Below are 23550 nucleotides of genomic sequence, written 5' to 3' on the forward strand. Positions count from 1 at the left end.
TGCGGCGAGCGTGCGTGCCGGGCGGGCCGGACCCGGCGGGAATTGTCAGACAGGCCCTACGCGGCCGGCGGGCCGACGGGGGCCCCGGCGGGACGGCGCTGCGTGGCCGCGCTGCGCACCATGGTCTCGTTCTCCCTGGTCAGGTCCAGGATGGAGCGCAGCAGCGCGACGGGGGCGCCGCCGCTGCCCTCCTCGTACAGGCGGAGGTCGTCGCTGTACGCCTTGCGGGCGATGCCGATGTGCCGGGCCCGGAAGGTCTTCAGGATCCGCAGGACGCGGCCGAGCGCCTCGGCGGAGGCGGTGAGCGCGGGCGGCAGCCGGTCGGCGCCCTCCCAGCTGACGGCCGCCGACAGTTTGCTGACGGCGGAGACCCCGCCGCGGTGCCGGGCGTGGAAGGCGCGCCAGGACGGCAGGGCGTACGGCAGGGATTCGGCGAGGAAGGCGTCGTAGGCGGCGTCGGAGCGGTCGCACTGCCACAGCGTCAGGTCGACCAGCCAGAGCGGGACCTGGGCGGCGGCCGGGCCGAGGTAGTCGCGGCCGGCGATCTCGACCTCCTCGAAGTACGGGCGGAGGGTGAGGGCGAAGTACGCGGGCGGGACGTGCGCGACGGTGAGGTCGATGGACTCCACCATGGCCCGTACGTGTCCGGCGATGCGGTCGAGGGCGGCGGGGAATCCGGGGTCGTACGGTTCGAGGCGGGCGACCCGGGCGCAGTCCTCCAGGGCGGCGACGAGTCCGGGGAAGACCATCCGTACGGCGTCCTGGAGGCGGGCCTCGGTGGGGTGGCCGGTGTAGGTGCGGCGGCGGGGGCCGACGGGGTTCCAGGTCGTGTAGTGGTGGACGGTGTCCCGGGGGATCATGTCGGTGCGGCGGCCGAGGAGTTCGAGGACGGCCAGCGCCTCGGGGACGGCGGCCAGCGGCTGCACGCCGTGGCGTTTGAGGGAGCCGAGGAGGATGCCGAGGTCCCGCATGGCGGCGAGTGCGCCGCCGACGCTCCACTGGGCGGCCTCCTCGGGGTCGGGGACCAGGGCGCGCAGGGCGACGGTCAGCGCGGCCGTGTCGGCCCGCGCGTTCATCCCGGGCACCGCGGCGAGCAGGGCGTCGGCGCCCAGCGGGTCGGCCGCGCGTATGTCCTCGGTCGTGTGACGCGGGTCGCCGAGCAAAACGGGCTCCTTCTTCCAGGGGCGGGTCATGGGCGTCGTGGGCGTCGTGGTCCGGTCAGTACGGGTCCGGCACTCTGTCCTTCGCCGCCTCGGCCCGCCGCGGGAGGTGGAGGCGTACGGAGAGCAGGGCGGCCACGGCGGCGAAGGCGGCGCCGGTGAGCAGCGCGGCGCGGAAGCCGGCGGTCTCGGCGGCGGCCCGGGCCGCGTCGGTGGCCCCGGGGGTTCCCGTACGGGTGGTGGCGACGGCGACGAGGACGGCGAGGCCCAGGACGGAGCCGAACTGCTGGCTGGTGTTGACGAGTCCGGAGGCGAGTCCGGTCTCCTCGGGGGTGGCGTCGGCGGTGGCGGCGACGTTGGTGGTGACCATGACGAGCGGCAGGGCGGCGCCGAGGAGGAGGCTGGGGGCGAGGACGGTGCTCGCGAAGGTGCCGTCGGCGGTGAGCGCGAGGGCCAGCCAGAGGGTGCCGGCGCACAGCAGGGCGAAGCCGAGGGTCATGGTCAGGTGCAGGCCGATGCGGAAGATGATCCGGCCGGTCTGCGGGGCGACCGCGACGACGACGAGGGAGAGCGGCAGGAGTCCGAGGCCGCCGCCGAGGGGCGCGTACCCGAGGACGCTCTGGAGGTAGAGGCTGACCAGGAAGAACATCGGGAACAGCGTGGTCTGGGCGAGCGCCGCGAGGACGTTGGCGAGGCGGAGCGCGGGCCGGGCGAGGACGGAGGGCGGCACGAGCGGGGCGGCGGCCCGGGTCTCGACGGCGGCGAAGGCGAGCAGCAGCGCGAGGCCGGCGCCCCCGGAGCCGAGGGTGCGGGCGGAGAGCCAGCCGGCTTCGGCGCCGCCGACGAGGGCGTAGGCGAGGAGGCCGAGGCCGGCGGTGGCGGTGAGCGCCCCGGCGAGGTCGAAGCCGCCGCGGAAGGCGGCTCCCGGCCTGGGGGCGAGGAGCCGGGGGGCGAGGAGCCGGACGGCGAGGGCGGCGAGGACGGCGGCGAGGAGGACGTTCAGCCAGAACGTGGCGCGCCAGCCGAGGAGATCGGTGAGGACGCCGCCGAGGACCGTGCCGAGGACGCCGCCGAGGCCGCCCATGGCGGCGAACGCGCCGAGGGCCCTGTGCCGGGCGGGCCCGTCGGGGAAGAGCAGGAGCAGCAGGGCGAAGGCGGCGGCCGCGGCGAGGGCGGCGCCGACGCCCTGGGCGGCGCGGGCCGCGACGAGGGCGTCGGCGCCGGGGGCGAGACCACCGGCGGCGGAGGCGACGGCGAGCAGGCCGAGGCCGCCGAGGAAGACCCGCCGGTGGCCGAGGAGGTCGGCGACGCGTCCGCCGAGGAGGAGCAGTCCGCCGAAGGCGATGAGGTAGGCGTTGGCGACCCAGGACAGGCCGGTGGAGCCGGAGCCGAGGTCCTCGCCGACGGAGGGCAGCGCGACGTTGACGATCGCGGTGTCCATGATCAGCAGCAGCTGGGTGGAGGCGAGCAGGGCGAGCGCCCCGCGCCGGGGGGCCGGTGGTGGTGTCGTCACCGGGTGGTCCCCAGGCCGTAGCCGTCGAGGCAGGCCTGGGCGAGGCTCTCGCACTGCCCCGCCGCACCGGCCCAGGTCTGCATCGTCAGGTAGACGTGCGGGGCTCCGTGGTAGAAGCGCTCGTACTGCTCGTGGCGGCCGGCGAACTCCGATCCGAGGGCGTCCCAGGCGAGTTTGAGGAGTTTGACGCGGTCCTCGGCGGGGTGGCCCGGCGTCGCGAAGTAGCGGCGGACCAGCGGCCCGAGTTCGGGGTGGAGGAGGTCGCGACCGCTCGCGGGGAGCTGGACGAGGGCGCCGCCCGCGAGGAGCTTGATGTCCTGCACGGCGCGCGGGTACAGCTCGCCGGCCATGATCCGCTGGGCGAAGGAGATCTCCTGCCCGGGGCGGACGCCGCCGCGCCCGCCGTCGACCTCCTCGTACGAGGCCTCGGCGGCGAGGACGAAGGCCTTGGCCTGGGCGACCATGCCGAGGAGCCGGCCGACGGCCTGGGTGACGGGCGGCAGTTTCTCGGTGCCGTTCGAGCGGGTGAGGAGGATCGCGAGGCCGGTGAGGAACTCCAGCTTGGTCCAGAAGCGGGTGGCGGACTGGTGGACGAAGTTCAGGTAGGCGGGGGTCTGCCACCAGATCGCGCCGGTGGTGGCCGGGTCCCGGTAGGTGAGGACGCGTTCCCACGGGACGAAGACGTCCTCGCAGACGAGCATGGCGTCGTTCTCGTCGTACCGGGAGGAGAGCGGGTGGTCGAAGACGGACCGGGCGCGTTCCTCGTAGGAGGTGCGGGAGATCAGTTTGAGGCCGGGGGTGTCGAGCCGTACGGCGAAGGTGACGGCGTGCTCGGTGTCGTCGGCGGCGAGCGGTTCGATGGTGCCGACGAGGAGTTCGTCCGCGAAGACGGCGCCGGTGCCGATGGTCTTGGCGCCGCGGACGACGATCCCGCCGTCGCGTTCGGCGACGACCCGCAGGGTGAGGTCGTCCTCGCCGGGCCCCGAGGCCGGGTTGGTGAGGGTGAACGCGGTGTGCAGGTCGCCCTCGGCGAGCCGCCGGTGGAAGGCGAGGGCGTGCTCGGCGCCGTCGAAGGCCTCGCCGGTGAAGGCGGCGGGCGCGGCGGCGAACCCGGCGGCGCCCGCGGCCATGTAGTCGGGGGTGCGGCCGAGGAAGCCGTAGCTCGCCTCGGCGGTGGTGCGGAAGGCGCGGCGGCGGGCGACGAGGTCCTCGTACGAGCGGGGCACGGCGCAGGCCCGGCGGACGCCGCCCTGGACGAGGACGGGCCGGTGCACGGGGTCGTCGGCGAGGTCGTACAGACCGGCGAAGGAGGCGGCGGTGGCGCGGAAGGCGGGATGGGCGGTGACGTCCTTGACCCGCTCCCCGTCGAGCCAGATCTCGCGCCCGTCGCGCAGTCCCTCCAGATACTCCTGCCCGGACCTCGTCACCGGTGTCTCGCCTCTCCTCGGGTGTCACGGCTGTGCCGGTCCCGAGCCTGTCCGGGGGCGCCCCGGACGGACAATGAACGTCCGTCCAGGGGTCCTTAAGAACCGTCCAGGGGCTCCGAAAGATGTCAGGTCGGGGCGCCGGCCGCCGGACGGGCGCTAGGCGGTCCGGTACTCGCCGGGGGTCACCCCGAACCATTTCCGGAAGGCCAGGTGGAAGCCGACGGCGCTCCGGTAGCCGACGCGCTCGGGCACGGCCGACTGCGGCAGGGAGGTCTCGGTGAGGAGCCGGCCGGCCTCCTGCATGCGGCGGGCGGCGAGGTAGCGGGCCGGGGAGTCGCCGACGAGTTCCCGGAAGGCGGCGGTGAACGCGGAGCGGGACATGCCGACCTCGCGGGCCAGGGAGTCGATGGTCCACGGTTCGGCGAACCGGGTCGCCATCATGACGACCGCCCGGCTGATACCGGGGTGGCGGAGCAGCGGCAGCGAGGCCGGGTTGCCGGCGAGCTCGCGGAGCAGCGGGCGGAGCGCGAGGACGAGGGCCATCTCGAAGGCGCGCAGGGTGATGAGGCGGTCGCCGGGGCCGACGGGCCGGTCGGGGGCGGCGAGCAGCCGGAGGGTGTCGCGGAGCAGGGGCTCGCGGTCGACCTGGGGGCCGTCGAGGACGAGGGCCCAGGGCAGGGAGGTGTAGAGGCCGGTGGCGGCGCTGGCGTCGTAGTGGAGTCCGGCGCACAGGAGGCGGCTCTCGGGTCCGCTGCCCTCGATGAGGATCTCGCCCGAGGTGCCGGGCTGCCGTTCCGGCAGGACGGCCTTGAGCGGGACGCCCTGGCGTTCGGGCCGGTCGGAGAGGCGGTGGGCGGCGCCGGTGGGGAAGACGACGAGGTCGCCGGCGTGGAGTTCGACGGGGGTCTCGTCCTCGGCGGTGATCCAGCAGCCGCCCTCGACGACGTAGTGGAGGACGGCGCAGCTGCGTTCGGCGTCGCCCTCGATGGCCCAGGGGGCGCGGACGTGCCAGCGGCTGTCGAAGACCCCGGTGAGCCGGAGGGGTTTGAGGAGTTCGCTCAGCAGGTCTTCGTGCTCGCCCTCACCGGGAGGATCGAGGGGGTCGCGCTGGTCGTGACGGTCGGTTCCCACGGTTTCCATGGACGATCCTTCAACTTCCGCCCCGGTTTGTTAATTGAACGGCCGAAGCCACCGCGGGGAGCCTGGAGGGACGCCGGCACGGCAGCGACGACAGCCTATCGAAGGGCCTTGGACACAGATGGACAGTGAGATTCCGATGCGGGTGGCGGTCGTGGGCGCGACCGGCTTCCAGGGCGGTGCGGTGGCCCGCCTGCTCGCCGAGCGCCACCACCGGGTGCGGACCCTGACCCGGCGCCCGGAGGCGGACCGGCCGCCGCTGCCGGGGGCCTTCTTCCTCTCCGGGGACCTGGGGGTCCCGGGCGATGTGCGGCGGCTGTTCGCGGGGGCGACGCACGCGTTCGTCACGATGCCGCTGGTGTACGACGAGACGCGGGTGGAGGCGTACGCGCGGAACATCGCGGAGGCCGCCCTGGCGGCGGGCACGGAACGGCTGGTGTTCAACGCCAACACCCGGCTGCCGCTGGGTCCGACGGACGTCGCCGCCTTCGAGACGCGGCGGCTCGCGGAGCGGGTGCTGCGGGACAGCGGGGTGCCGCTGGTGGTGGTCCGGCCGCCGGTGTACCTGGACAACCTGTTCTCGCCGTGGAACGGTCCTGCGCTGGTCGACGACGGCGTCCTCGCCTACCCCCTGCCGGAGTCGGCGCGGACGGCGTGGCTGTCGCACCGGGGCCTGGCGGAGGCGGCGCTCGCGGCGCTCACCCGGGAGGGCCTGGAGGGCCGGACCTTCGACATCGGCGGCGACCGCGCCCTGACCGGCGGCGAGCTCGCGGCGGCCTTCGGGCGGGGCCTCGGCCGGACGGTGCGGTACGAGGAGCTGGATCCGGCCGTGTTCGAGCGGGGCCTTGCGCAGCTGCTCGGCCCGGCGACGGCGGCCGGGGTGGCGGGGATCTACCACTACATGGCGGGCGGCGCGGATCCGCTCCTGATGACGGACGACGACGGGGTGTCCTCGGAGGTCCTCGGCCTGGAACCGGCCCCGGTGGAGGAGTGGGTGGCCCGCCAGCCCTGGCAGGTGTGGGCGACGGACGCGGAGACCCCGGACACCTCGCCGCGCCCCTGACGCCGGACCGCAGATCGAGCCCCGCCCCACAAAGGCGGGGCTTCTTTCTTGTCCGGGTCGGGTGCTTGCCGGGGTGGCTACGCCCTAGTAGTTAACAAAGCGCCGGATTGCCCACCCGAGAACCGTGGGAAGGCTCCTCCGGTACGACCCCCGACCCCTCTCCCCCGAGCCTCCCCTTCCTCGCTGTTCATCCCTGTGGACCCGCCATCCGAGTGAACGCGGACAGGAGCCGTCATGCCCGCAACCCGCCGGCCGCCGACGGAGCTAGAAAGAGCGCACCACCACCCGCACCCCCGTAACCCGTCAGGTGATGCTGTGAATCCGCTCATGGGACGCATTCCCGTACTGGACGTCCGCCCGCTGGTCGACTGTGGCCGGCGCCCCGCGAAGGCGGTGGCCGGAGAGTCCTTCGAGGTGACGGCCACCGTCTTCCGCGAGGGCCACGACGCGGTCGCCGCCAATGTCGTGCTGCGCGGCCCGTCGGGCCGGCCCGGTCCGTGGACCCCGATGCGTGAACTGGCCCCGGGCACCGACCGTTGGGGTGCCGAGGTCACCCCGGACGCCGAGGGCCTCTGGACGTACACCGTGGAGGCCTGGAGCGACCCGGTGGCCACCTGGCGCCACACGGCGAGGATCAAGATCCCGGCCGGGATCGACTCCGAACTGGTCCTCGCCGAGGGCGCCGAGCTGCACGAGCGGGCCGCGAAGGGCGTCCCGAAGAAGGGCGGCGGCCGGGAGGCCGTGCTCGCGGCGGCGGACGCGCTGCGCGACGGGTCACGCCCCGCGGCCGTGCGGCTGGCGGCGGCGCTCGCCCCGCGGGTCATCGAGGCCCTGGATCGCCATCCGCTGCGCGAACTGCTCTCCGCCTCCCCCGCGTTGCCGCTCCAGGTGGAGCGCGAGCGGGCCCTGTTCGGCTCCTGGTACGAGTTCTTCCCGCGCTCGGAGGGCGTGCGCAAGGTGAAGGGGCGTACGGTCCCGGGGAACTTCCGCACCGCGGCCGAACGGCTCCCGGCGGTCGCCGCGATGGGCTTCGACGTCGTCTACCTGCCGCCGGTGCACCCGATCGGCGAGACCCACCGCAAGGGCCCCAACAACTCCCTGTCGGCCTCGCCGAGTGACGTCGGCGTGCCGTGGGCGATCGGCTCGCCGGAGGGCGGGCACGACGCGCTCCACCCGGACCTGGGGACCTTCGAGGACTTCGACGCGTTCGTGGCGCGGGCCAGGGAGCTGCGGATCGAGATCGCGCTCGACTTCGCGCTGCAGTGCTCCCCCGACCACCCGTGGGTGGAGAAGCACCCGGAGTGGTTCCACCACAGGCCGGACGGTTCGATCGCGTACGCGGAGAACCCGCCGAAGAAGTACCAGGACATCTATCCGATCGCGTTCGACAAGGACATGGACGGGATCGTCGCGGAGACCGTGCGGGTGCTGCGGTTCTGGATGGACCACGGCATCCGGATCTTCCGCGTCGACAACCCGCACACCAAGCCGGTGGTGTTCTGGGAGCGGGTCATCGGCGAGATCAACCGGGCCGACCCGGACGTCATCTTCCTGGCGGAGGCGTTCACCCGGCCGGCGATGATGCGGACGCTCGGCGCGATCGGTTTCCAGCAGTCGTACACGTACTTCACCTGGCGCAACACCAAGGAGGAGCTGACGGAGTACCTCACCGAGCTGTCCGGGGAGACGGCCGCGCAGATGCGGCCGAACCTCTTCGTGAACACCCCCGACATCCTGCACGCCTACCTCCAGGAGGGCGGCCGGCCCGCGTTCGAGGCGCGGGCGGTGCTCGCGGCGACGCTCTCCCCTTCCTGGGGCATGTACGCCGGGTACGAGCTGTGCGAGAACACCCCGCTGCGGGACGGCAGTGAGGAGTACCTCGACTCGGAGAAGTACGAACTGAGGCCGCGCGACTGGGAGTCGGCAGAGCGGGAGGGGCGGACGATCACCCCGCTGATCACCTCCCTGAACCGGATCAGGCGCCGCCACCCGGCCCTCCGCCGGCTGCGGAACCTAACCTTCCACGACACCGACAACCCGCAGGTGATCGCGTACTCGAAGCGCTCCGGTTCGAACATCGTTCTGGTGGTCGTCAACCTCGACCCGCACCACACCCAGGAGGCTTCACTCTCGTTGAACATGCCGGAACTCGGCCTCGACTGGCACGAGACCGTGCCGGTGCGCGACGAGCTCACCGGCGAGACCTATCACTGGGGCAGGGCCGCTTACGTGCGCCTAGAGCCGGGTGTCACGCCCGCGCACGTACTCGCCCTGCGACCGTCCCCGCAGACCGGAGGGTCACCCACCACATGACTGTCAACGAGCCCGTCCCCGACACCTTCGAGGACACCCCCGCCAAGGACCGCGATCCCGACTGGTTCAAGCGGGCGGTGTTCTACGAGGTCCTCGTCCGCTCCTTCCAGGACAGCAACGGCGACGGCGTCGGCGACCTGAAGGGCATCACGTCCAAACTGGACTACCTCCAGTGGCTGGGCGTGGACTGCCTCTGGCTGCCGCCGTTCTTCAAGTCCCCGCTGCGGGACGGCGGGTACGACGTCGCCGACTACACCTCGGTGCTTCCGGAGTTCGGCGACCTCGCCGACTTCGTGGAGTTCGTCGACGCGGCCCATCAGCGCGGCATGCGCGTGGTCATCGACTTCGTGATGAACCACACCAGCGACCAGCACCCGTGGTTCCAGGAGTCGCGGCGCGACCCGGACGGCCCGTACGGCGACTACTACGTCTGGGCGGACGACGACAAGCAGTACGCCGACGCCCGGATCATCTTCGTCGACACCGAGTCCTCGAACTGGACCTTCGACCCGGTCCGCAAGCAGTACTACTGGCACCGGTTCTTCTCGCACCAGCCGGACCTCAACTACGAGAACCCGGCCGTGCAGGAGGAGATCCTCTCCGCGCTGAAGTTCTGGCTGGACCTTGGGATCGACGGCTTCCGGCTCGACGCGGTGCCGTACCTGTACCAGCAGGAGGGCACCAACTGCGAGAACCTCCCCGCGACCCACGCCTTCCTCAAGCGGGTCCGCAAGGAGATCGACGACCACTACCCGGACACGGTGCTGCTCGCCGAGGCCAACCAGTGGCCGGAGGACGTCGTCGACTACTTCGGCGACTTCCGCTCGGGCGGCGACGAGTGCCACATGGCCTTCCACTTCCCGGTCATGCCGCGGATCTTCATGGCCGTGCGGCGCGAGTCCCGCTACCCGGTCTCCGAGATCCTGGCGAAGACCCCGGAGATCCCCTCCGGCTGCCAGTGGGGCATCTTCCTGCGCAACCACGACGAGCTCACGCTCGAGATGGTCACGGACGAAGAGCGCGACTACATGTACGCCGAGTACGCCAAGGACCCGCGCATGCGGGCCAACATCGGCATCCGGCGGCGGCTCGCCCCTCTCCTCGACAACGACCGCAAGCAGATGGAGCTGTTCACCGCGCTGCTCTTCTCGCTGCCCGGCTCGCCGGTGCTCTACTACGGCGACGAGATCGGCATGGGCGACAACATCTGGCTCGGCGACCGGGACGGGGTGCGGACCCCGATGCAGTGGACCCCCGACCGGAACGCGGGCTTCTCCTCCTGCGACCCGGGACGGCTCTACCTGCCGACCATCATGGACCCGGTCCACGGCTACCAGGTGACGAACGTCGAGGCCGGCATGGCCTCTCCGTCGTCCCTGCTGCACTGGACGAAGCGGATGATCGAGATCCGCAAGCAGAACCGGGCCTTCGGCACCGGGACGTACACCGAACTCCCGGCCTCCAACCCGGCGGTGCTCGCCTTCCTCCGGGAGGACGGGGACGACCTGGTGCTGTGCGTGAACAACTTCTCGCGGCACGCACAGCCGACCGAGCTCGACCTGCGCCGCTTCGACGGCACCCGGCCCGTGGAGCTGATCGGCGGGGTGAAGTTCCCGGCCATCGGCCAGTTGCCCTACCTCCTGACCCTTGCGGGACACGGCTTCTACTGGTTCCGTCTCAAGAGGGCCTGAGCGAGGGCCAGTTCTCGCTCGCCCGGAGTGGGGCGGTTTCCCCCGCCCCACTCTGGGCACTGTGAACGACACACGATCCACGCCATTCAGGTCCATCCGGGCCTTCTTGCCGGGCCCATACGGATCTTCCCTTTCCGACACGTCCCGCACATCCGGACAGTCACAGCCGCCATCCGGGACACTCTGCGCATTTGAACGCATACGAAAGCCACTTGCGCGCCCCGGGGAAAGGACGCGATGCCATGCCGGAGACCGCATCCACCACCCGGGCCCCGGACGCCCTCCTTCCGTCCCTCGCCCCCCTGCTCCACGAATGGCTGCCACGGCAGCGCTGGTTCGCGGGCAAGGGCCGCCGGGTCACCGGATTCACGCTGGACGCGGCCACCGAGCTGCTGCCCCTGGACGGCGCGGGACCCGGCCTCCTCCATCTCCTCGTACGGGTCGAACAGCCGGGCCGCCCGGCCGGATCGCCCGCCGACTGTTACCAACTCCTCCTCGGCGTACGGACCCAGCTGCCGCCCCGCCTCGGCCCCGCCCTGATCGGACGGATCCGGCAGGGCCCGCTCGCCGGGCGGGCGGTGTACGAGGGGCTGCGCGACCCGCGCCTCGCGGGGCTCCTGTACGAGCGGCTGCGCACCCCGGGCCGGACGGGCCCGCTGCGCTTCCACGCCACGACGGCCCTGCCCCCGGCGCTCGCCCCCCGGATGCTGGACGCGGAGCAGTCCAACTCTTCGATCGTCTACGGGGATTCGTTCATCCTGAAGATCTTCCGGAGGGTCAGCCCGGGGGCGAACCCCGACCTTGAGCTGCCGCTCGCCCTGGCCGGGGCCGGCTGCGCCCGGGTCCCCGCCCCGGTCGCCTGGTTCGAATCGGGAGCCTCCACCCTGGGCGTCCTCCAGCCCTACCTCCGGGACTCGCGGGACGGCTGGCGGCTCGCGCTCGACGCGCTCGCGGACGGGCGGGAGTTCACCACCGAGGCGCGGGCCCTCGGCCGGGCGACGGCCGAGGTGCACCTGGCGCTGGCCGCCGCCCTGCCGACCCGGCGGCTCGCCCGCGCGGAGACCGAGCAGCTGGCCGCCGCGATGGACCGGCGGCTGCACGCGGCCGCGCAGGCGGTCCCCGCGCTGCTGCCGCACGTGCCGGGCCTGCGGGCCGTCTTCGCCGCCGCCAGCGGCGGGGCCGCCGTGCAGCGCATCCACGGGGACCTGCACCTCGGGCAGACCCTGCGCGGCTCCGACGGCGGCTGGGCCGTCATCGACTTCGAGGGCGAGCCGGCGAAGCCGCTGGACGAACGGCGCAGCCCGCAGCCGACCGTCCGCGACGTCGCCGGGATGCTCCGCTCCTTCGACTACGCGGCCCGCACGCACCGGCCGTGGAACGCGGAGTGGGCGGCGCGGTGCCGGGCGGCGTACTGCACGGGGTACGCGGAGGCGGCGGGGGTGGACCCGCGGGCCGACCCGGCGCTCCTGCGGGCCTACGAGACGGACAAGGCGGTGTACGAGGTCCTCTACGAGGCCCGCCACCGGCCGGACTGGCTCCCGGTCCCGATGTCCGCCATCGAACGCCTCGCGGCACCCCTGTGACGCCCACGCCGCGCCCCGTTGTGGCCCCGCGCCCCGCCCGTGTGGCGCCCGCGCCCGGGCGGGCGGTGCCCCGCTGCCGTGTGGGCGGTGCCCCGCTGCCGTGTGGGGCCCGCGCCCGCTGCCGTGTGGGCAATCGTCCCGCAGGGCGGGACGGGTGGGCACACGGGACGGCGCCCTCCGCGGCGCCTCCGCCTTCCGTGCCTGGACCCGCACCCCGATGCGCGGCGCACGACGTGGTGCGGGTCAGGGCGCGGAAGCCTCGGGCGCCGGCAAGGGCGCCGTCCGTTGTGCCCACCCGTTCCGCCCCGGCGGAACGCATGCCCACAACGGGGTGGGCACCGCCCCGGCGGAACGCCTGCCCACAACGGGGTGGGCACCGCCCCGGCGGGACGCCTGCCCACAACGGTGTGGGCGCCGCCCACAGCGACAACGGGGCCCGTTCGGCCGAGTTTCCCCGGGCCCTGCAAGACCGTTGCGCATTCGTACCCCCCGTACCCCCCAGGAGGCACCCCCGTGACCGCCCGATCCGCAGGCAAGACGGCCGGCAAGTCGCCCCGTAAGGCGCCCCCGCTCGACCCCGGCGACCGGGCCCGGCTGCTCGCCGGGGAGCACCACGACCCGCACGGGCTGCTCGGTGCGCATCCGGTGAAGGGCGGGGTCGTGATCAGGGCGCTGCGCCCCTGGGCCAAGGAGGTCGCGGTCCTGACCAAGGGCAAGCGGCTGCCGATGGACGACGACGGCGACGGGCTCTTCTCGGTGTTCGTCCCGCTGCTGCGCAAGGTGCCCGCGTACGAGTTCCGGGTGCGGTACGACGGGGACGAGATGCCCGTCCACGACCCGTACCGCTTCCTCCCGTCCCTCGGGGATCTCGACCTGCATCTCATCGGGGAGGGCCGGCACGAGGAGCTGTGGACGGCGCTCGGCTCGCACCCGATGACGCACGAGGGCGTGGCCGGCACCCGCTTCGCCGTGTGGGCGCCGAACGCGCGCGGCGTCCGGGTCACGGGTGACTTCACGCACTGGGACGGCACGGCGCTGCCGATGCGTTCGCTGGGTTCGACGGGCGTGTGGGAGCTGTTCGTGCCGGGGCTCGGCGAGGGCGCCGTGTACAAGTACGACATCGCGCGGCCGGACGGTTCGCACACGGTCAGGGCGGACCCGATGGCCCGTCGGACCGAGTGCCCTCCGAACACCGCTTCGATCGTCACCGAGTCGCGCTACGCCTGGGACGACGCGGAGTGGATGGAGCGGCGCGGGTCCCGCCCGCCGCACGAGGCGCCGATCTCCGTGTACGAGGTGCATCTGTCGTCGTGGCGGCCGGGGCTGACCTACCGGCAGCTGGCCGAGCAGCTGCCCGCGTACGTCCGTGACCTCGGGTTCACGCACGTGGAGTTCATGCCGGTCACCGAGCATCCCTTCGGCGGCTCGTGGGGCTACCAGGTCACCGGCTTCTACGCGCCGACGGCCCGCATGGGCACTCCGGACGACTTCCGGTTCCTCGTCGACGCGCTGCACCGGGCGGGGATCGGCGTGCTGATGGACTGGGTGCCCGCGCACTTCCCGAAGGACGACTGGGCGCTCGCGGAGTTCGACGGGCGTCCGCTGTACGAGCACGAGGACCCGCGCCGCTCGCACCATCCGGACTGGGGGACCCTGGAGTTCGACTACGGCCGCAAGGAGGTGCGGAACTTCCTGGTCGCGAACGCCGTGTACTGGTGCCAGGAGTTCCACATCGACGGGCTGCGGGTGGACGCGGTGGCGTCGATGCTCTACCTGGACTACTCGCGGGAGCACGGCGAGTGGGTGCCGAACGAGTTCGGGGGCCGGGAGAACCTGGACGCGGTCCGCTTCCTGCAGGAGATGAACGCCACCGTGTACCGCCGCTGCCCCGGCGTCGTCACCTTCGCCGAGGAGTCGACCGCCTGGGACGGGGTGACGCGGGCGACGGACCAGGTGGGTCCGGGCGGCTTCGGCGGTCTGGGCTTCGGCATGAAGTGGAACATGGGCTGGATGCACGACTCGCTGCAGTACGTGCAGAAGGAGCCGGTGCACCGCAAGTACCACCACCACGAGATGACGTTCTCGATGGTGTACGCGTACAGCGAGAACTACATCCTGCCGATCTCGCACGACGAGGTGGTGCACGGCAAGCGGTCGCTCGTGTCGAAGATGCCGGGCGACTGGTGGCAGCAGCGGGCCAATCACCGCGCCTATCTGGGCTTCATGTGGGCGCATCCGGGCAAGCAGCTGCTCTACATGGGGCAGGAGTTCGCGCAGGGCGCGGAGTGGTCGGTGGACCACGGCCCGGACTGGTGGCTGCTCGATCCGGCGTACGGGGCGGAGGCGGACCACCGGGGGGTGCGGGATCTCGTCCGTGACCTGAACACGGTGTACGCGGGGACGCCCTCGCTCTGGGAGCGGGACACCGTGCCGGAGGGCTTCCAGTGGGTCGTGGGGGACGCGGCGGAGGACAACGTCTTCGCGTTCCTTCGGTTCGACGCCTTCGGTGCGCCGCTGCTCGCGGTCTGCAACTTCTCTCCGGTGGTGCGGCACGACTACCGGCTCGGGGTGCCGGACGCGTTCGCGGCCTGGGCGGAGGTCCTGAACACGGACGCGGCGCGGTACGGGGGCTCGGACGTGGTCGGCACCGACCCGGTGAAGACCGAGTCGGTGCCGTGGCACGGCCGTGAGGCGAGCGTGCGGATGACGCTGCCGCCGCTGGCGACGGTCTGGCTCAGGCCCGCGTGACGGCCGGCCTGATGACGCCCAGCCGCTGAGTGGCCCGGGTGAGCGCCACGTACAGGTCGTTGATGCCGTGCGTGGCGCCCTCCCGGATGCCGTCGGGGTCGACGACGAGGACGGTGTCGAATTCGAGGCCCTTCGCCTGCCGGGGGTCGAGGAGGACGACCGGGCGGGTGAGGTCGGGCTTCGGGCCGTACGAGGCGTCGGGGAGCGCCGCGATCAGGCCGGGGTGGAGCTCGGGCGGGGCGATGACGGCGGTCCTGCCCTCCTCGTGGAGTTGGGCGGCGACGGCGTCGGCGGCCTCCTTGACCGGGTCGTCGACGGTGCGGTCCCAGGGTTCGACGCCGGTGGAGCGGACCGAGCGGGGCGGTTCGAAGCCGGGTTCGGCGGCCCGTCGGGTCTCGGCGGCGACGGCCATGATCTCGGCGGGCGTGCGGTAGTTGACGCCGAGGCGGACGTGGTCCCAGCGGTCCTCGACGTAGGGGCCGAGGATGTTCTTCCAGGCGCCGACGCCGGCCGGGTCGCCGGTCTGGGCGGGGTCGCCGACCAGGGTCATGGAGCGGCTGGGGCTGCGGCGCATGAGGAGCCGCCAGGCCATGGCGGAGAGTTCCTGGGCCTCGTCGACGATGATGTGGCCGAAGGCCCAGGTGCGGTCGGCGGCGGCCCGCTCGGCGGCGGTGCGGTGGTCGGCCTCCTCGTGGCGTTCGGCGAAGCGTTCGGCGTCGATGATGTCGTGGGCGGAGAGGACCTCGGAGGCGTCCTTGTCGAGTTCCTCCTTGTCCTCGAACTCGTAGGTGCGGGAGGCGAAGGAGACGTCGAGGACGCCCTGCGCGTACTGGATCTGCTTCTGGCGCTCGGCCTCCTCGGCGGCGCGGAGCGCGGAGTCGTCCTCGCCGAGGAGTTCGGCGGCCTCGTCGAGGAGCGGTACGTCGGCGGCGGTCCAGGGTCCGCCGTCGCGGCGGATCGCGGCGGCGTCGTCGTCCGTGAGGTGGGTGGGTTCGGCGAGGTAGTCGGCGAGGAAGGCCTGCGGGGTGAGGGGCGGCCAGAGGGTGTCGATCGCGGCGTGGACGTCGGGGTTGGCGGCGATGCCCTTGGCGAGCAGGGCGATGTCGTCGGGGCCGAGGAAGTTGGGGCCGCCGTAGGGGTCGGCGCCGATGCGGTCGGCGAGCTGTTCGGCGAGGGCGTCGAGGATCCGGAAGACGAAGTAGGGGCGGGCCAGGTTGTGCGGGAGGACGGTCTCGCGGGCCTTGTGGCGGGCTTCGAGGGCCATGTCCCAGTCGATGACCAGGTCGCCGTCCTCGTGCGGGACGATCAGCGGCTCGCCGCGCTCGGGGACCTGCTGCCGGTCCCGTACGGCCGCGGCGAGGGCGTCGGCCATGGCCCCGGCGCCCTTGACGGCGGCGGCGCGCGGGGTGTCGGTGCCGGTGGCGCGGACGCCGGGGAAGAGCTCGGCGGGGGTGGCGAGGAGGACGCCGGTCTCGCCGAGGGAGGGCAGGACGTTGCCGATGTAGCCGAGGAAGGCGGGGTTGGGGCCGACGATGAGGACGGCCCGCTTGGCGAGCTGCTCGCGGTGCGCGTAGAGGAGGTAGGCGGCCCGGTGCAGGGCGACGGCGGTCTTGCCGGTGCCGGGGCCGCCCTCGACGACGAGGACGCCGCGGTGCGGGGAGCGGATGATGGCGTCCTGCTCGGCCTGGATGGTCTGCACGATGTCGTGCATGCGGCCGGTGCGGGCGGCGTCGAGCGCGGCGAGCAGCACCTCGTCGGCGTTCCGGCTCTCGTGGCCGGTGCGGGTGGCGTCGGCGAGGTCGAGGACCTCGTCGTGGAGGGAGACGACCTCGCGGCCCTGGGTGGTGATGTGGCGGCGGCGGGTGAGGCCCATCGGCTCGTAGCCGGTGGCGAGGTAGAAGGGGCGGGCGATCTCGGCGCGCCAGTCGACGACGAGCGGGGTGCGGTTCGGGTCGTCCTCGCGGATGCCGAGGCGGCCGATGTGGTGGTCGCGGCCGTCCTTGAAGACGAGCCGGCCGAAGCAGAGGCCGCTCTCCCCGGCGTTGAGCGCGGCGAGCAGCCCCGACTGCTCGGCGACCATCACGTCCCGTTCGAGGCGGCCCTGGCTGCTGCCGACCCCGGGGGTGCGGAGCGCCTGCTCGACGGCGGCTTCGGCCTGGTCCCTGAGGTCGTCGAGTCGTGCGTAGAGATCGGTGATGAATTGCTGCTCATTCCGAAATTCCTCGGTTGACAATTCGACTCCCGGCGCGATACAGTGCGTTTATTGAACTTCTCCGCGTCTTCGCCATGCCTCAATGACACAGCCCTGGACACGGAATTCATCAATATACGCGAGGCAATACCCCGACTGTCAATTCTAGTCGGGGTATTTCTGTATGCCTCGGCGGAGCCGGCCGCCCGGCGGAAAACCGGGTGCGCCCCCGCGGCCGCCCTTGCTACGGTCCCCCGCATGAAGCGCGCTGCGATGAGGACGACGACGCCGGAGAGTGTCCCGGCGCGCTGACCGTTGTTCCACCGACGAAGCCCCGGGGCGAGTGCCCCGGGGCTTCGCGCTGTGGTCACTCGCCCCACGTACGCGAGGAGACCACCGTGCACGACCACCGCAGGCTCGGCCGCGAGCTGAACATCTTCGACACCGACCCGCTGATCGGCTCCGGGCTGCCGTACTGGCTGCCCGACGGCGCCGTCGTGCGCCACGCCCTGGAGGAGTACGTCCGCGAGGCCGAGCGCCGCGCCGGGTACCGGCACGTGTACTCCCCGGTCCTCGGCAAACGCGAGCTGTACGAGATCTCCGGGCACTGGTCGCACTACAGCGACGACATGTTCCCGCCCATGGACCTCGGCGGCGAGCAGTTCGTCCTGCGGCCGAGCCTCTGCCCGCACCACGCGCTCATGTTCCGCTCCCGCCCGCACAGCTACCGCGAGCTGCCGCTGCGCATGGCCGAGCTCGGCGGCATGTACCGCTCCGAACTCTCCGGCGTCCTCGGCGGTCTCACCCGGGTCCGGGCCATCCAGCTGAACGACGCGCACGTCTTCTGCACCCTGGAGCAGGCGGCCGGGGAGGCGGCCGGCGCCCTGGAGCTGATCCGGCGGGCGTACGAGGCACTCGGCATCGTCCCCGCCCGGTACCGGCTCTCGCTGCCCGGGCCCGGCGGCAAGTACGTCGCCGCCCCCGAGCTGTGGGCCCGGTCCACCGCCCTGCTGCGCGAGGTCCTCGACGCCTCGGGGCTGCCCTACGAGGCCGCGGAGGGCGAGGCCGCGTTCTACGGGCCGAAGATCGACGTCCAGGTCGCCGACGGCGCCGGCCGCGAGTCCACCCTGTCGACCGTGCAGATCGACTTCCACCAGCCCGAGCGGTTCGACCTGCGCTACATCGGCGCGGACGGCGCCAAGCACCGGCCGGTGATGATCCACCGTGCCGTCATCGGCAGCGTCGAACGGGCCGTCGCCCACCTGCTTGAACAGCACGGCGGCGCGTTCCCCGCGTGGCTCGCCCCGGTGCAGCTGGTGATCCTGCCCGTCTCGGAGGCCGAACTCCCGCAGGCGGACGCGCTGGCCGCGCGATGCCTCGCACGCGGACTGCGGGCCGAGGTCGCGGGCCCCGACCGGGGCAGCCTGGGCGCCCGGATCCGGGAGGCCAGGCTCGTGCCGTACCAGGCGGTCGTCGGCGCCCGGGAGGCCGCCGACGACCTGGTCGCCCTCCGGCTGCGCGACGGCCGCAGACTCCCCGCCGCACCGGCCGAGGAGGTCCTCGGCCGGATCGGGGACCTGGTCGGGGCGCACAGCACCGGGCTGTGGCCCGTGTCCTAGGCCGTCTCTTCCGTCGCGGCTCAGGCAAGATCCGGAAGAGACGGCCTAGGCCAGTACGTCCTCCAGGTCGGCGAGGAGGCGGCGCTTCGGGCGGGCGCCGACGATCGACTTCACCGGCTCGCCGTCCCGGAAGACCATGAGCGTCGGGGTCGCCAGGACCCCGTACCTCATGGTCGTCTCCGGGTTGCGGTCCACGTCGATCTCCACGATCCGCAGCCGCTCCGCCTCCTCCGCGGCGATCGCGCCGAGCACCGGCTTGAGCTGCCGGCACGGGCCGCACCACTCCGCGGTGAACTTCACCAGGACCGGCAGCCCGGCGCCCAGCACCTCCGTGCCGAAGTCCGCGTCCGTGACCTCGGCCACGCCCTCCGCGTACGTCGTCATGCCCCTCACCCCTCCGTCTCCGTGACCGCTTCCAGTTCGCACCGGGGCTCAGGGCCGTGCGGCAGTTCCGCCTCGGCCCGCAGGAGCTGGGCGCCCACCTGGGCGCGTACCGCCTGCAGCTGTGCGATGAGCCCGTCCAGCTCGGCGACCTTCCGCCGGTAGACGGCGATCGACGCGGGACAGGAGTCCCCCGCCGGATGCCCCGCGCGCAGGCAGTCGACGAACGGCCGCGTCTCCTCCAGCTCGAACCCGAAGTCCTGCAGGGTCCTGATCTGCTGGAGCAGCCGCAGGTCGTCCTCGTCGTACGTGCGGTACCCCTGCTCCGTACGCCGGGCGGTCAGCAGACCGCGGGACTCGTAGTACCGCAGGGTCCGCGTGGTCGTCCCGGCCCGCTCGGCCAGCTCTCCGATGCGCATGTCCCCGACGGTAGGCCTTGACGCCGACGTCAGGGCAAGGAGTCAGCGGGAGGTCTGCGGCAGGAGCGGCTTCCGGACCACCGGGGAGGACAGCACGATGGAGGTCGTGGTCCGGCCGAGGGCCGAGGTCTGCTCCAGGATCTCCTCCAGGTGGACGGTGTCCGTGACGGCGACCTTGAGGATCCAGCAGTCCTCGCCGACCACGTGGTGCACCTCCAGGACCTCGGGGCGCGCGGTCAGCTCCAGGGTGCGGGGGTGCTTCAGGTTGTAGCCGCCGTGCGGGTTCACGCGGATGAAGGCCTGGATGCCGTAGCCGAGCACGGCCGGGGCGACGTGCGCGCCGTAGCCGGTGACCGCGCCGCTCGCCTCCAGGCGCCGGACGCGCTCGGTGACGGCCGCGGGGCTGAGCCGGACGCGGCGGCCGAGCTCGCTCAGTTTGATGCGGCCGTCGGTCTGGAGGAGGTCCAGGATCTGCCGGTCGATGGGGTCGAAAGCGGTCGCCGAGGTTTCGTCGGCGGCGGCGCGCGAATGCCGTGGTTCCTTCGGCGGGACGGCCTGCACTCCCATGTTTCCCCCTTCAAACGGCGAGCGCACAACGTAACACTTGTCCCAGCGAGCAAGGGAGTTGGGATTCATGGACGTTCTCGTCATCGGCGGCAACCGCTATTTCGGAAAGCGGCTCATCGCATTGCTCCGGGAATCCGGGCACCGCATCACGGTGCTCAATCGGGGTTCTTCCGCCGCGCCGGAAGGAATCGAGCAGCTGGTCGCCGACCGCGACGACGAGAACGCGCTGGAATCCGTTCTCGCGGGCCGCTCGTTCGACGTCGTCGTGGACCAGGTCTGCTACACCCCGCGGCAGGCGGAGATCGCCCGGCGGGTGTTCGCGACGCGCACCGCCCGCTACGTGATGACGTCGACGGTCGAGGTGTACGAGTACGAGGACTCGACCGTCCCGGTCGCCGAGTCCGCCCTCGACCTGGCCACGGTGACCGTCGACACGGCCCTGCCCTGGGAGGACCCCGAGTTCCTCGGCGCGCACTACGGGGAGGGCAAGCGGCAGGCCGAGGCGGTCTTCGCGGCCGGCACGCCCTTCGCCTGGGCCTCGGTGCGGGTGGCGCACGTCCTGGGCGGCGCGGACGACTTCACGGGCCGCCTTGACCACTACGCCCGGCGGATCCGTACGGGCGAGTCGATCGCGGTGCCGGTGGTGAACCACCCGGCGACGTATGTGTACGTGGAGGAGATCGCGGCGTTCCTCGCCTGGGCGGTCGGGGCGGAGTTCACCGGACCGGTGAACGCGCACTCCCACGGCCCGCTCACCACCGCCGACATCTGCGCGGAGATCGAGAAACTGGTGGGCGGCCGGACGGTGTTCCAGGGGGTGGAGGTCGGCGAGGTCTCGCCGTTCTCCTTCGCCCGCTCCTACGGAATGGACAACTCCCGGGCGATTTCCCTGGGTTATGCGTTCCGCGATTCCGGTGAATGGCTGGCGCAGGCGGTCGCGGAGACGATCGGAGCGGAGAACTGATGCGGTACCGGATACTGGGGGACGTACGGGTCGGGGCGATCGGCTTCGGCACGATGCCGCTCTCCATCGAGGGCCGGCCCGACGAGACGCGGGCGATCGCCACCGTGCACGCGGCGCTGGACGCCGGGGTGACGCTCCTCGACACCGCCGACTCCTACCACCCGCCGGGCGGCACACCCGGCGAGGGCGAACTCCTCGTGGCCCGGGCCCTCGCCTCGTACGGCGGCGACACCTCGGGCGTGCTCGTCGCGACGAAGGGCGGCCGGGGCCGTACGGCCGACGGCGACTGGAGCGTCGACGGCCGGCCCGAGCACCTGCGGCGGGCGGCGGAGGGCTCGGCGCGGCGGCTCGGCGGCGGGGCGATCGGCCTGTACCAGCTGCACAAGCCGGACCCCGCGGTCCCGTACGCCGAATCGCTCGGAGCGGTACGGGAGTTGCTGGACGCGGGCACGATCCGGCTTGCGGGCATCTCGAACGTCGACGTCCCGCAGATCCTGCTGGCCCGCGAGATCCTCGGCGACCGGCTGGTCTCCGTCCAGAACCGGTACTCCCCTGCCGTGCGGGACAGCGAGGCGGAGCTGCGGCTCTGCGCGGAACTCGGGCTCGCCTTCCTGCCGTGGAGCCCGCTGGGCGGCATCTCGCGCAGCTCCCTCGACGGGGCCTCCGCCCTGGAGGAGGACCCGGAGTTCGGCGCCTTCCACCGGGTGGCGCGGGCGCGGGGGGTCAGCCCGCAGCAGGTCGCCCTCGCCTGGCTGCTCACCCGCTCCCCGACGGTCCTCCCGATCCCGGGCGCGAGCCGCCCGGAAACGGTGCGGGACTCGGCGGGGGCGGGGGCGCTGGTGCTGACGGGCGCGGAGCTGACGGAGCTTGGCGGTCGCTGACGCACGAAGGACGGCCCCCTGGATGGGGGCCGTCCTCCACCCGAGCCCCGGATCCGGCTCAAGACCCGGGACACGGGGGTTCGCTGCGGGCCCGCTTCCGCCCCCGTTGTGGGCGCGTTTCCGCCCGTTGTGGGCGCGTTTCCGCCCGTTGTGGGCATGCGTTCCGCCGGGGCGGAACGGGTGGGCACAACGGAACGGCGCCCCTGCCGGCGCCCGAGGCTTCCGCGCCCTGACCCGCACCACGTCGTGCGCCGCGCATCGGGGTGCGGGTCCAGGCACGGAAGGCGGAGGCGCCGCGAGAGGGCGCCGTCCCGTGTGCCCACCCGTCCCGCCCTGCGGGACGATTGCCCACACGGCGGTGGGCCGGGGCGCCGCCCAGCGCGGGCGCGGGTCCCACGCGGGCGGTGGGGCACCGGCCTCCGGGTGCCCAAGGCCCGGGAGGCCGTGGCCCGGGGCTCCGCGGCCGTGCCGTCAGACGCCCGTGCGGGCCCTTTCCTCGCCCTGGTCCGTGCGCTGGTCCGGCACCGTCGCCCCGTGGTCGTCCACCAGCGTCGTCTCGTCGAACGGCACCCGCCCCGCCAGCACCTCCGACACCCGCGCCTTGTCGATCTCCTTCGTCCACGTGCCGACGAGCACCGTCGCCACCGCGTTCCCCGCGAAGTTCGTGAGGGCGCGCGCCTCGCTCATGAAGCGGTCGATGCCGACGATCAGGCCGACCCCGTCGACCAGCTCGGGCCGGTGCGACTGGAGGCCGCCCGCGAGGGTGGCGAGGCCCGCGCCGGTGACGCCCGCCGCGCCCTTCGAGGCGATGATCATGAAGACGAGGAGCGAGATCTGCTCGCCGATCGAGAGCGGGTTCCCCATCGCCTCGGCGGTGAACAGCGAGGCCATCGTGAGGTAGATCGCGGTGCCGTCGAGGTTGAAGGAGTACCCGGTCGGCACGGTGATGCCGACGACCGGCTTGCTGACGCCCAGGTGCTCCATCTTCGCGATGAGCCGCGGCAGCGCGGACTCCGAGGAGGAGGTCGAGAGGATCAGCAGGAACTCGCGGCCCAGGTACTTCAGGAGCGACCAGATGTTGATGCCGGCGATGACGCGGAGCAGCGTGCCGAGGACGACGAAGACGAAGAGCCCGCAGGTCACGTAGAAGCCGATCATGATGACGGCCAGCGACTGCAGGGCCGCGGCGCCGGTCGCGCCGACGACCGCCGCGATCGCGCCGAACGCGCCGACCGGCGCGGCCCACATGATCATGCCGAGGATGCGGAAGACGAGCTTCTGGATGTGCCCGATGCCGCGGAGGACCGGCTCCCCGGCCGTGCCCATCGCCTGGAGCGCGAAGCCGGCGAGGAGGGCGACGAGGAGGGTCTGGAGGACCTCGCCCTCCGTGAAGGCCGAGACGAGGGTCTTCGGGATGATCCCGAGGAGGAAGTCCGAGGTCGATTCGCTCGCGCCCTCGGCCTGCTTCGCGCCCGCCTCGGCGATCTCCTTGGTGAGGTGGAGTCCGGAGCCGGGCTCCAGGAGGTTGCCGACGAGCAGACCGATCGCGAGTGCGACGGTGGACATCACGAGGAAGTAGCCGAGGGCGAGGCCGCCGACGGCGCCGACCTTCGCGGCCTTCCGTACCGATCCGACGCCGAGGACGATCGTGCAGAAGATGATCGGCGAGATCATCATCTTGATCAGGTTGACGAAGCCGGTGCCGAGCGGCTTGAGCTCGACGGCGACGCCCGGCGCCAGGAACCCGACCGTGATGCCGAGCAGTACGGCGCCGATGACGGCCAGATACAGATAGTGGGTGCGGTCCCGTCTTGCGGCCACGGGGTCCTCCTCGTGCTGATGGGTGTCCACGTCCCGGTGGACCTCCGCGACTATCCATCAGCCTGTGACCCG

The 23550-nt window shown here is 72.6% G+C and carries 17 protein-coding genes; 8 read left to right on the top strand and 9 right to left on the bottom strand.

What is annotated here, in order from left to right; translation table 11 throughout:
• Positions 1–56: 56 nt before the first annotated feature.
• From ACWGN5_RS11530 to ACWGN5_RS11545, 4 genes are all read right to left on the bottom strand, one after another.
• Positions 57–1163: a monodechloroaminopyrrolnitrin synthase PrnB family protein gene (locus ACWGN5_RS11530; protein WP_453513625.1), complete on the bottom strand. Its 1107-nt coding sequence runs from the start codon at positions 1161–1163 to the stop codon at positions 57–59.
• Positions 1164–1218: 55 nt separating this feature from the next.
• Positions 1219–2673: an MFS transporter gene (locus ACWGN5_RS11535; protein WP_453513627.1), complete on the bottom strand. Its 1455-nt coding sequence runs from the start codon at positions 2671–2673 to the stop codon at positions 1219–1221.
• A complete protein-coding gene (locus tag ACWGN5_RS11540; RefSeq protein ID WP_453513629.1) occupies positions 2670–4100 on the bottom strand; it encodes a 4-hydroxyphenylacetate 3-hydroxylase family protein in 1431 nt (476 codons plus the stop codon). Before ACWGN5_RS11540 ends, ACWGN5_RS11535 begins: the two co-directional genes overlap by 4 nt.
• Positions 4101–4256: 156 nt before the next feature.
• A complete protein-coding gene (locus ACWGN5_RS11545) occupies positions 4257–5240 on the bottom strand; it encodes an AraC family transcriptional regulator (protein ID WP_453513630.1) in 984 nt (327 codons plus the stop codon).
• Positions 5241–5358: 118 nt separating this feature from the next.
• Here ACWGN5_RS11545 and ACWGN5_RS11550 point away from each other — a divergent pair, with 118 nt between their 5' ends.
• The 5 genes from ACWGN5_RS11550 to glgB all read left to right on the top strand — a co-directional run bounded on the left by ACWGN5_RS11550 (position 5359) and on the right by glgB (position 14635).
• Positions 5359–6300, top strand: a complete 942-nt coding sequence (locus ACWGN5_RS11550) for an SDR family oxidoreductase (protein ID WP_453513632.1) — start codon at positions 5359–5361, stop codon at positions 6298–6300.
• Between the two features lie 327 nt (positions 6301–6627).
• Positions 6628–8613 (top strand): alpha-1,4-glucan--maltose-1-phosphate maltosyltransferase, encoded by a 1986-nt coding sequence (locus ACWGN5_RS11555; RefSeq protein ID WP_453513633.1) that lies wholly within the window; start codon positions 6628–6630, stop codon positions 8611–8613.
• Positions 8610–10304: a maltose alpha-D-glucosyltransferase gene (gene treS, locus ACWGN5_RS11560; protein WP_453513635.1), complete on the top strand. Its 1695-nt coding sequence runs from the start codon at positions 8610–8612 to the stop codon at positions 10302–10304. Before ACWGN5_RS11555 ends, treS begins: the two co-directional genes overlap by 4 nt.
• A 242-nt stretch (positions 10305–10546) precedes the next feature.
• Complete coding sequence (locus ACWGN5_RS11565) at positions 10547–11887, top strand: maltokinase N-terminal cap-like domain-containing protein (protein WP_453513636.1); 1341 nt, start codon at positions 10547–10549, stop codon at positions 11885–11887.
• A 513-nt stretch (positions 11888–12400) separates the two neighbouring features.
• Entirely contained in the window at positions 12401–14635 is a 2235-nt protein-coding gene (gene glgB, locus ACWGN5_RS11570) for a 1,4-alpha-glucan branching enzyme (protein WP_453513638.1), read from the top strand.
• Here the strand turns inward: glgB and ACWGN5_RS11575 are convergent.
• Positions 14622–16868: a HelD family protein gene (locus ACWGN5_RS11575; protein WP_453513639.1), complete on the bottom strand. Its 2247-nt coding sequence runs from the start codon at positions 16866–16868 to the stop codon at positions 14622–14624. The two genes, glgB and ACWGN5_RS11575, sit on opposite strands and share 14 nt — an antisense overlap.
• A 266-nt stretch (positions 16869–17134) precedes the next feature.
• Between ACWGN5_RS11575 and thrS the strand changes: the two genes are divergently transcribed.
• Positions 17135–18445 carry a threonine--tRNA ligase gene (gene thrS, locus ACWGN5_RS11580; RefSeq protein ID WP_453513748.1) on the top strand — a complete coding sequence of 437 codons (1311 nt, stop codon included), beginning with the start codon at positions 17135–17137 and terminating at the stop codon, positions 18443–18445.
• Between the two features lie 45 nt (positions 18446–18490).
• Here the strand turns inward: thrS and ACWGN5_RS11585 are convergent, their stop codons facing one another.
• The 3 genes from ACWGN5_RS11585 to ACWGN5_RS11595 are packed head-to-tail and all read right to left on the bottom strand — an operon-like array spanning position 18491 to position 19812.
• Positions 18491–18829, bottom strand: coding sequence for a thioredoxin family protein (locus ACWGN5_RS11585; RefSeq protein WP_453513641.1), 339 nt, complete (start codon positions 18827–18829; stop codon positions 18491–18493).
• Between the two features lie 5 nt (positions 18830–18834).
• Complete coding sequence (locus ACWGN5_RS11590; RefSeq protein WP_369146598.1) at positions 18835–19245, bottom strand: MerR family transcriptional regulator; 411 nt, start codon at positions 19243–19245, stop codon at positions 18835–18837.
• A gap of 42 nt (positions 19246–19287) precedes the next feature.
• Positions 19288–19812, bottom strand: coding sequence for an Lrp/AsnC family transcriptional regulator (locus tag ACWGN5_RS11595; RefSeq protein ID WP_453513643.1), 525 nt, complete (start codon positions 19810–19812; stop codon positions 19288–19290).
• A gap of 67 nt (positions 19813–19879) precedes the next feature.
• On the opposite strand from ACWGN5_RS11595, the gene ACWGN5_RS11600 reads away from it, so the two are divergent.
• Both ACWGN5_RS11600 and ACWGN5_RS11605 read left to right on the top strand, forming a co-directional pair.
• Positions 19880–20776 carry an NAD-dependent epimerase/dehydratase family protein gene (locus ACWGN5_RS11600; RefSeq protein ID WP_453513644.1) on the top strand — a complete coding sequence of 299 codons (897 nt, stop codon included), beginning with the start codon at positions 19880–19882 and terminating at the stop codon, positions 20774–20776.
• Entirely contained in the window at positions 20776–21657 is an 882-nt protein-coding gene (locus ACWGN5_RS11605) for an aldo/keto reductase (RefSeq protein WP_453513646.1), read from the top strand. The genes ACWGN5_RS11600 and ACWGN5_RS11605 overlap by 1 nt, the downstream gene beginning before the upstream one ends.
• A gap of 471 nt (positions 21658–22128) precedes the next feature.
• Here the strand turns inward: ACWGN5_RS11605 and ACWGN5_RS11610 are convergent, their stop codons facing one another.
• Entirely contained in the window at positions 22129–23478 is a 1350-nt protein-coding gene (locus ACWGN5_RS11610; RefSeq protein ID WP_453513647.1) for a cation:dicarboxylate symporter family transporter, read from the bottom strand.
• Positions 23479–23550 lie beyond the last annotated feature (72 nt).

It is taken from the genome of Streptomyces sp. NPDC055815, from assembly GCF_053616475.1.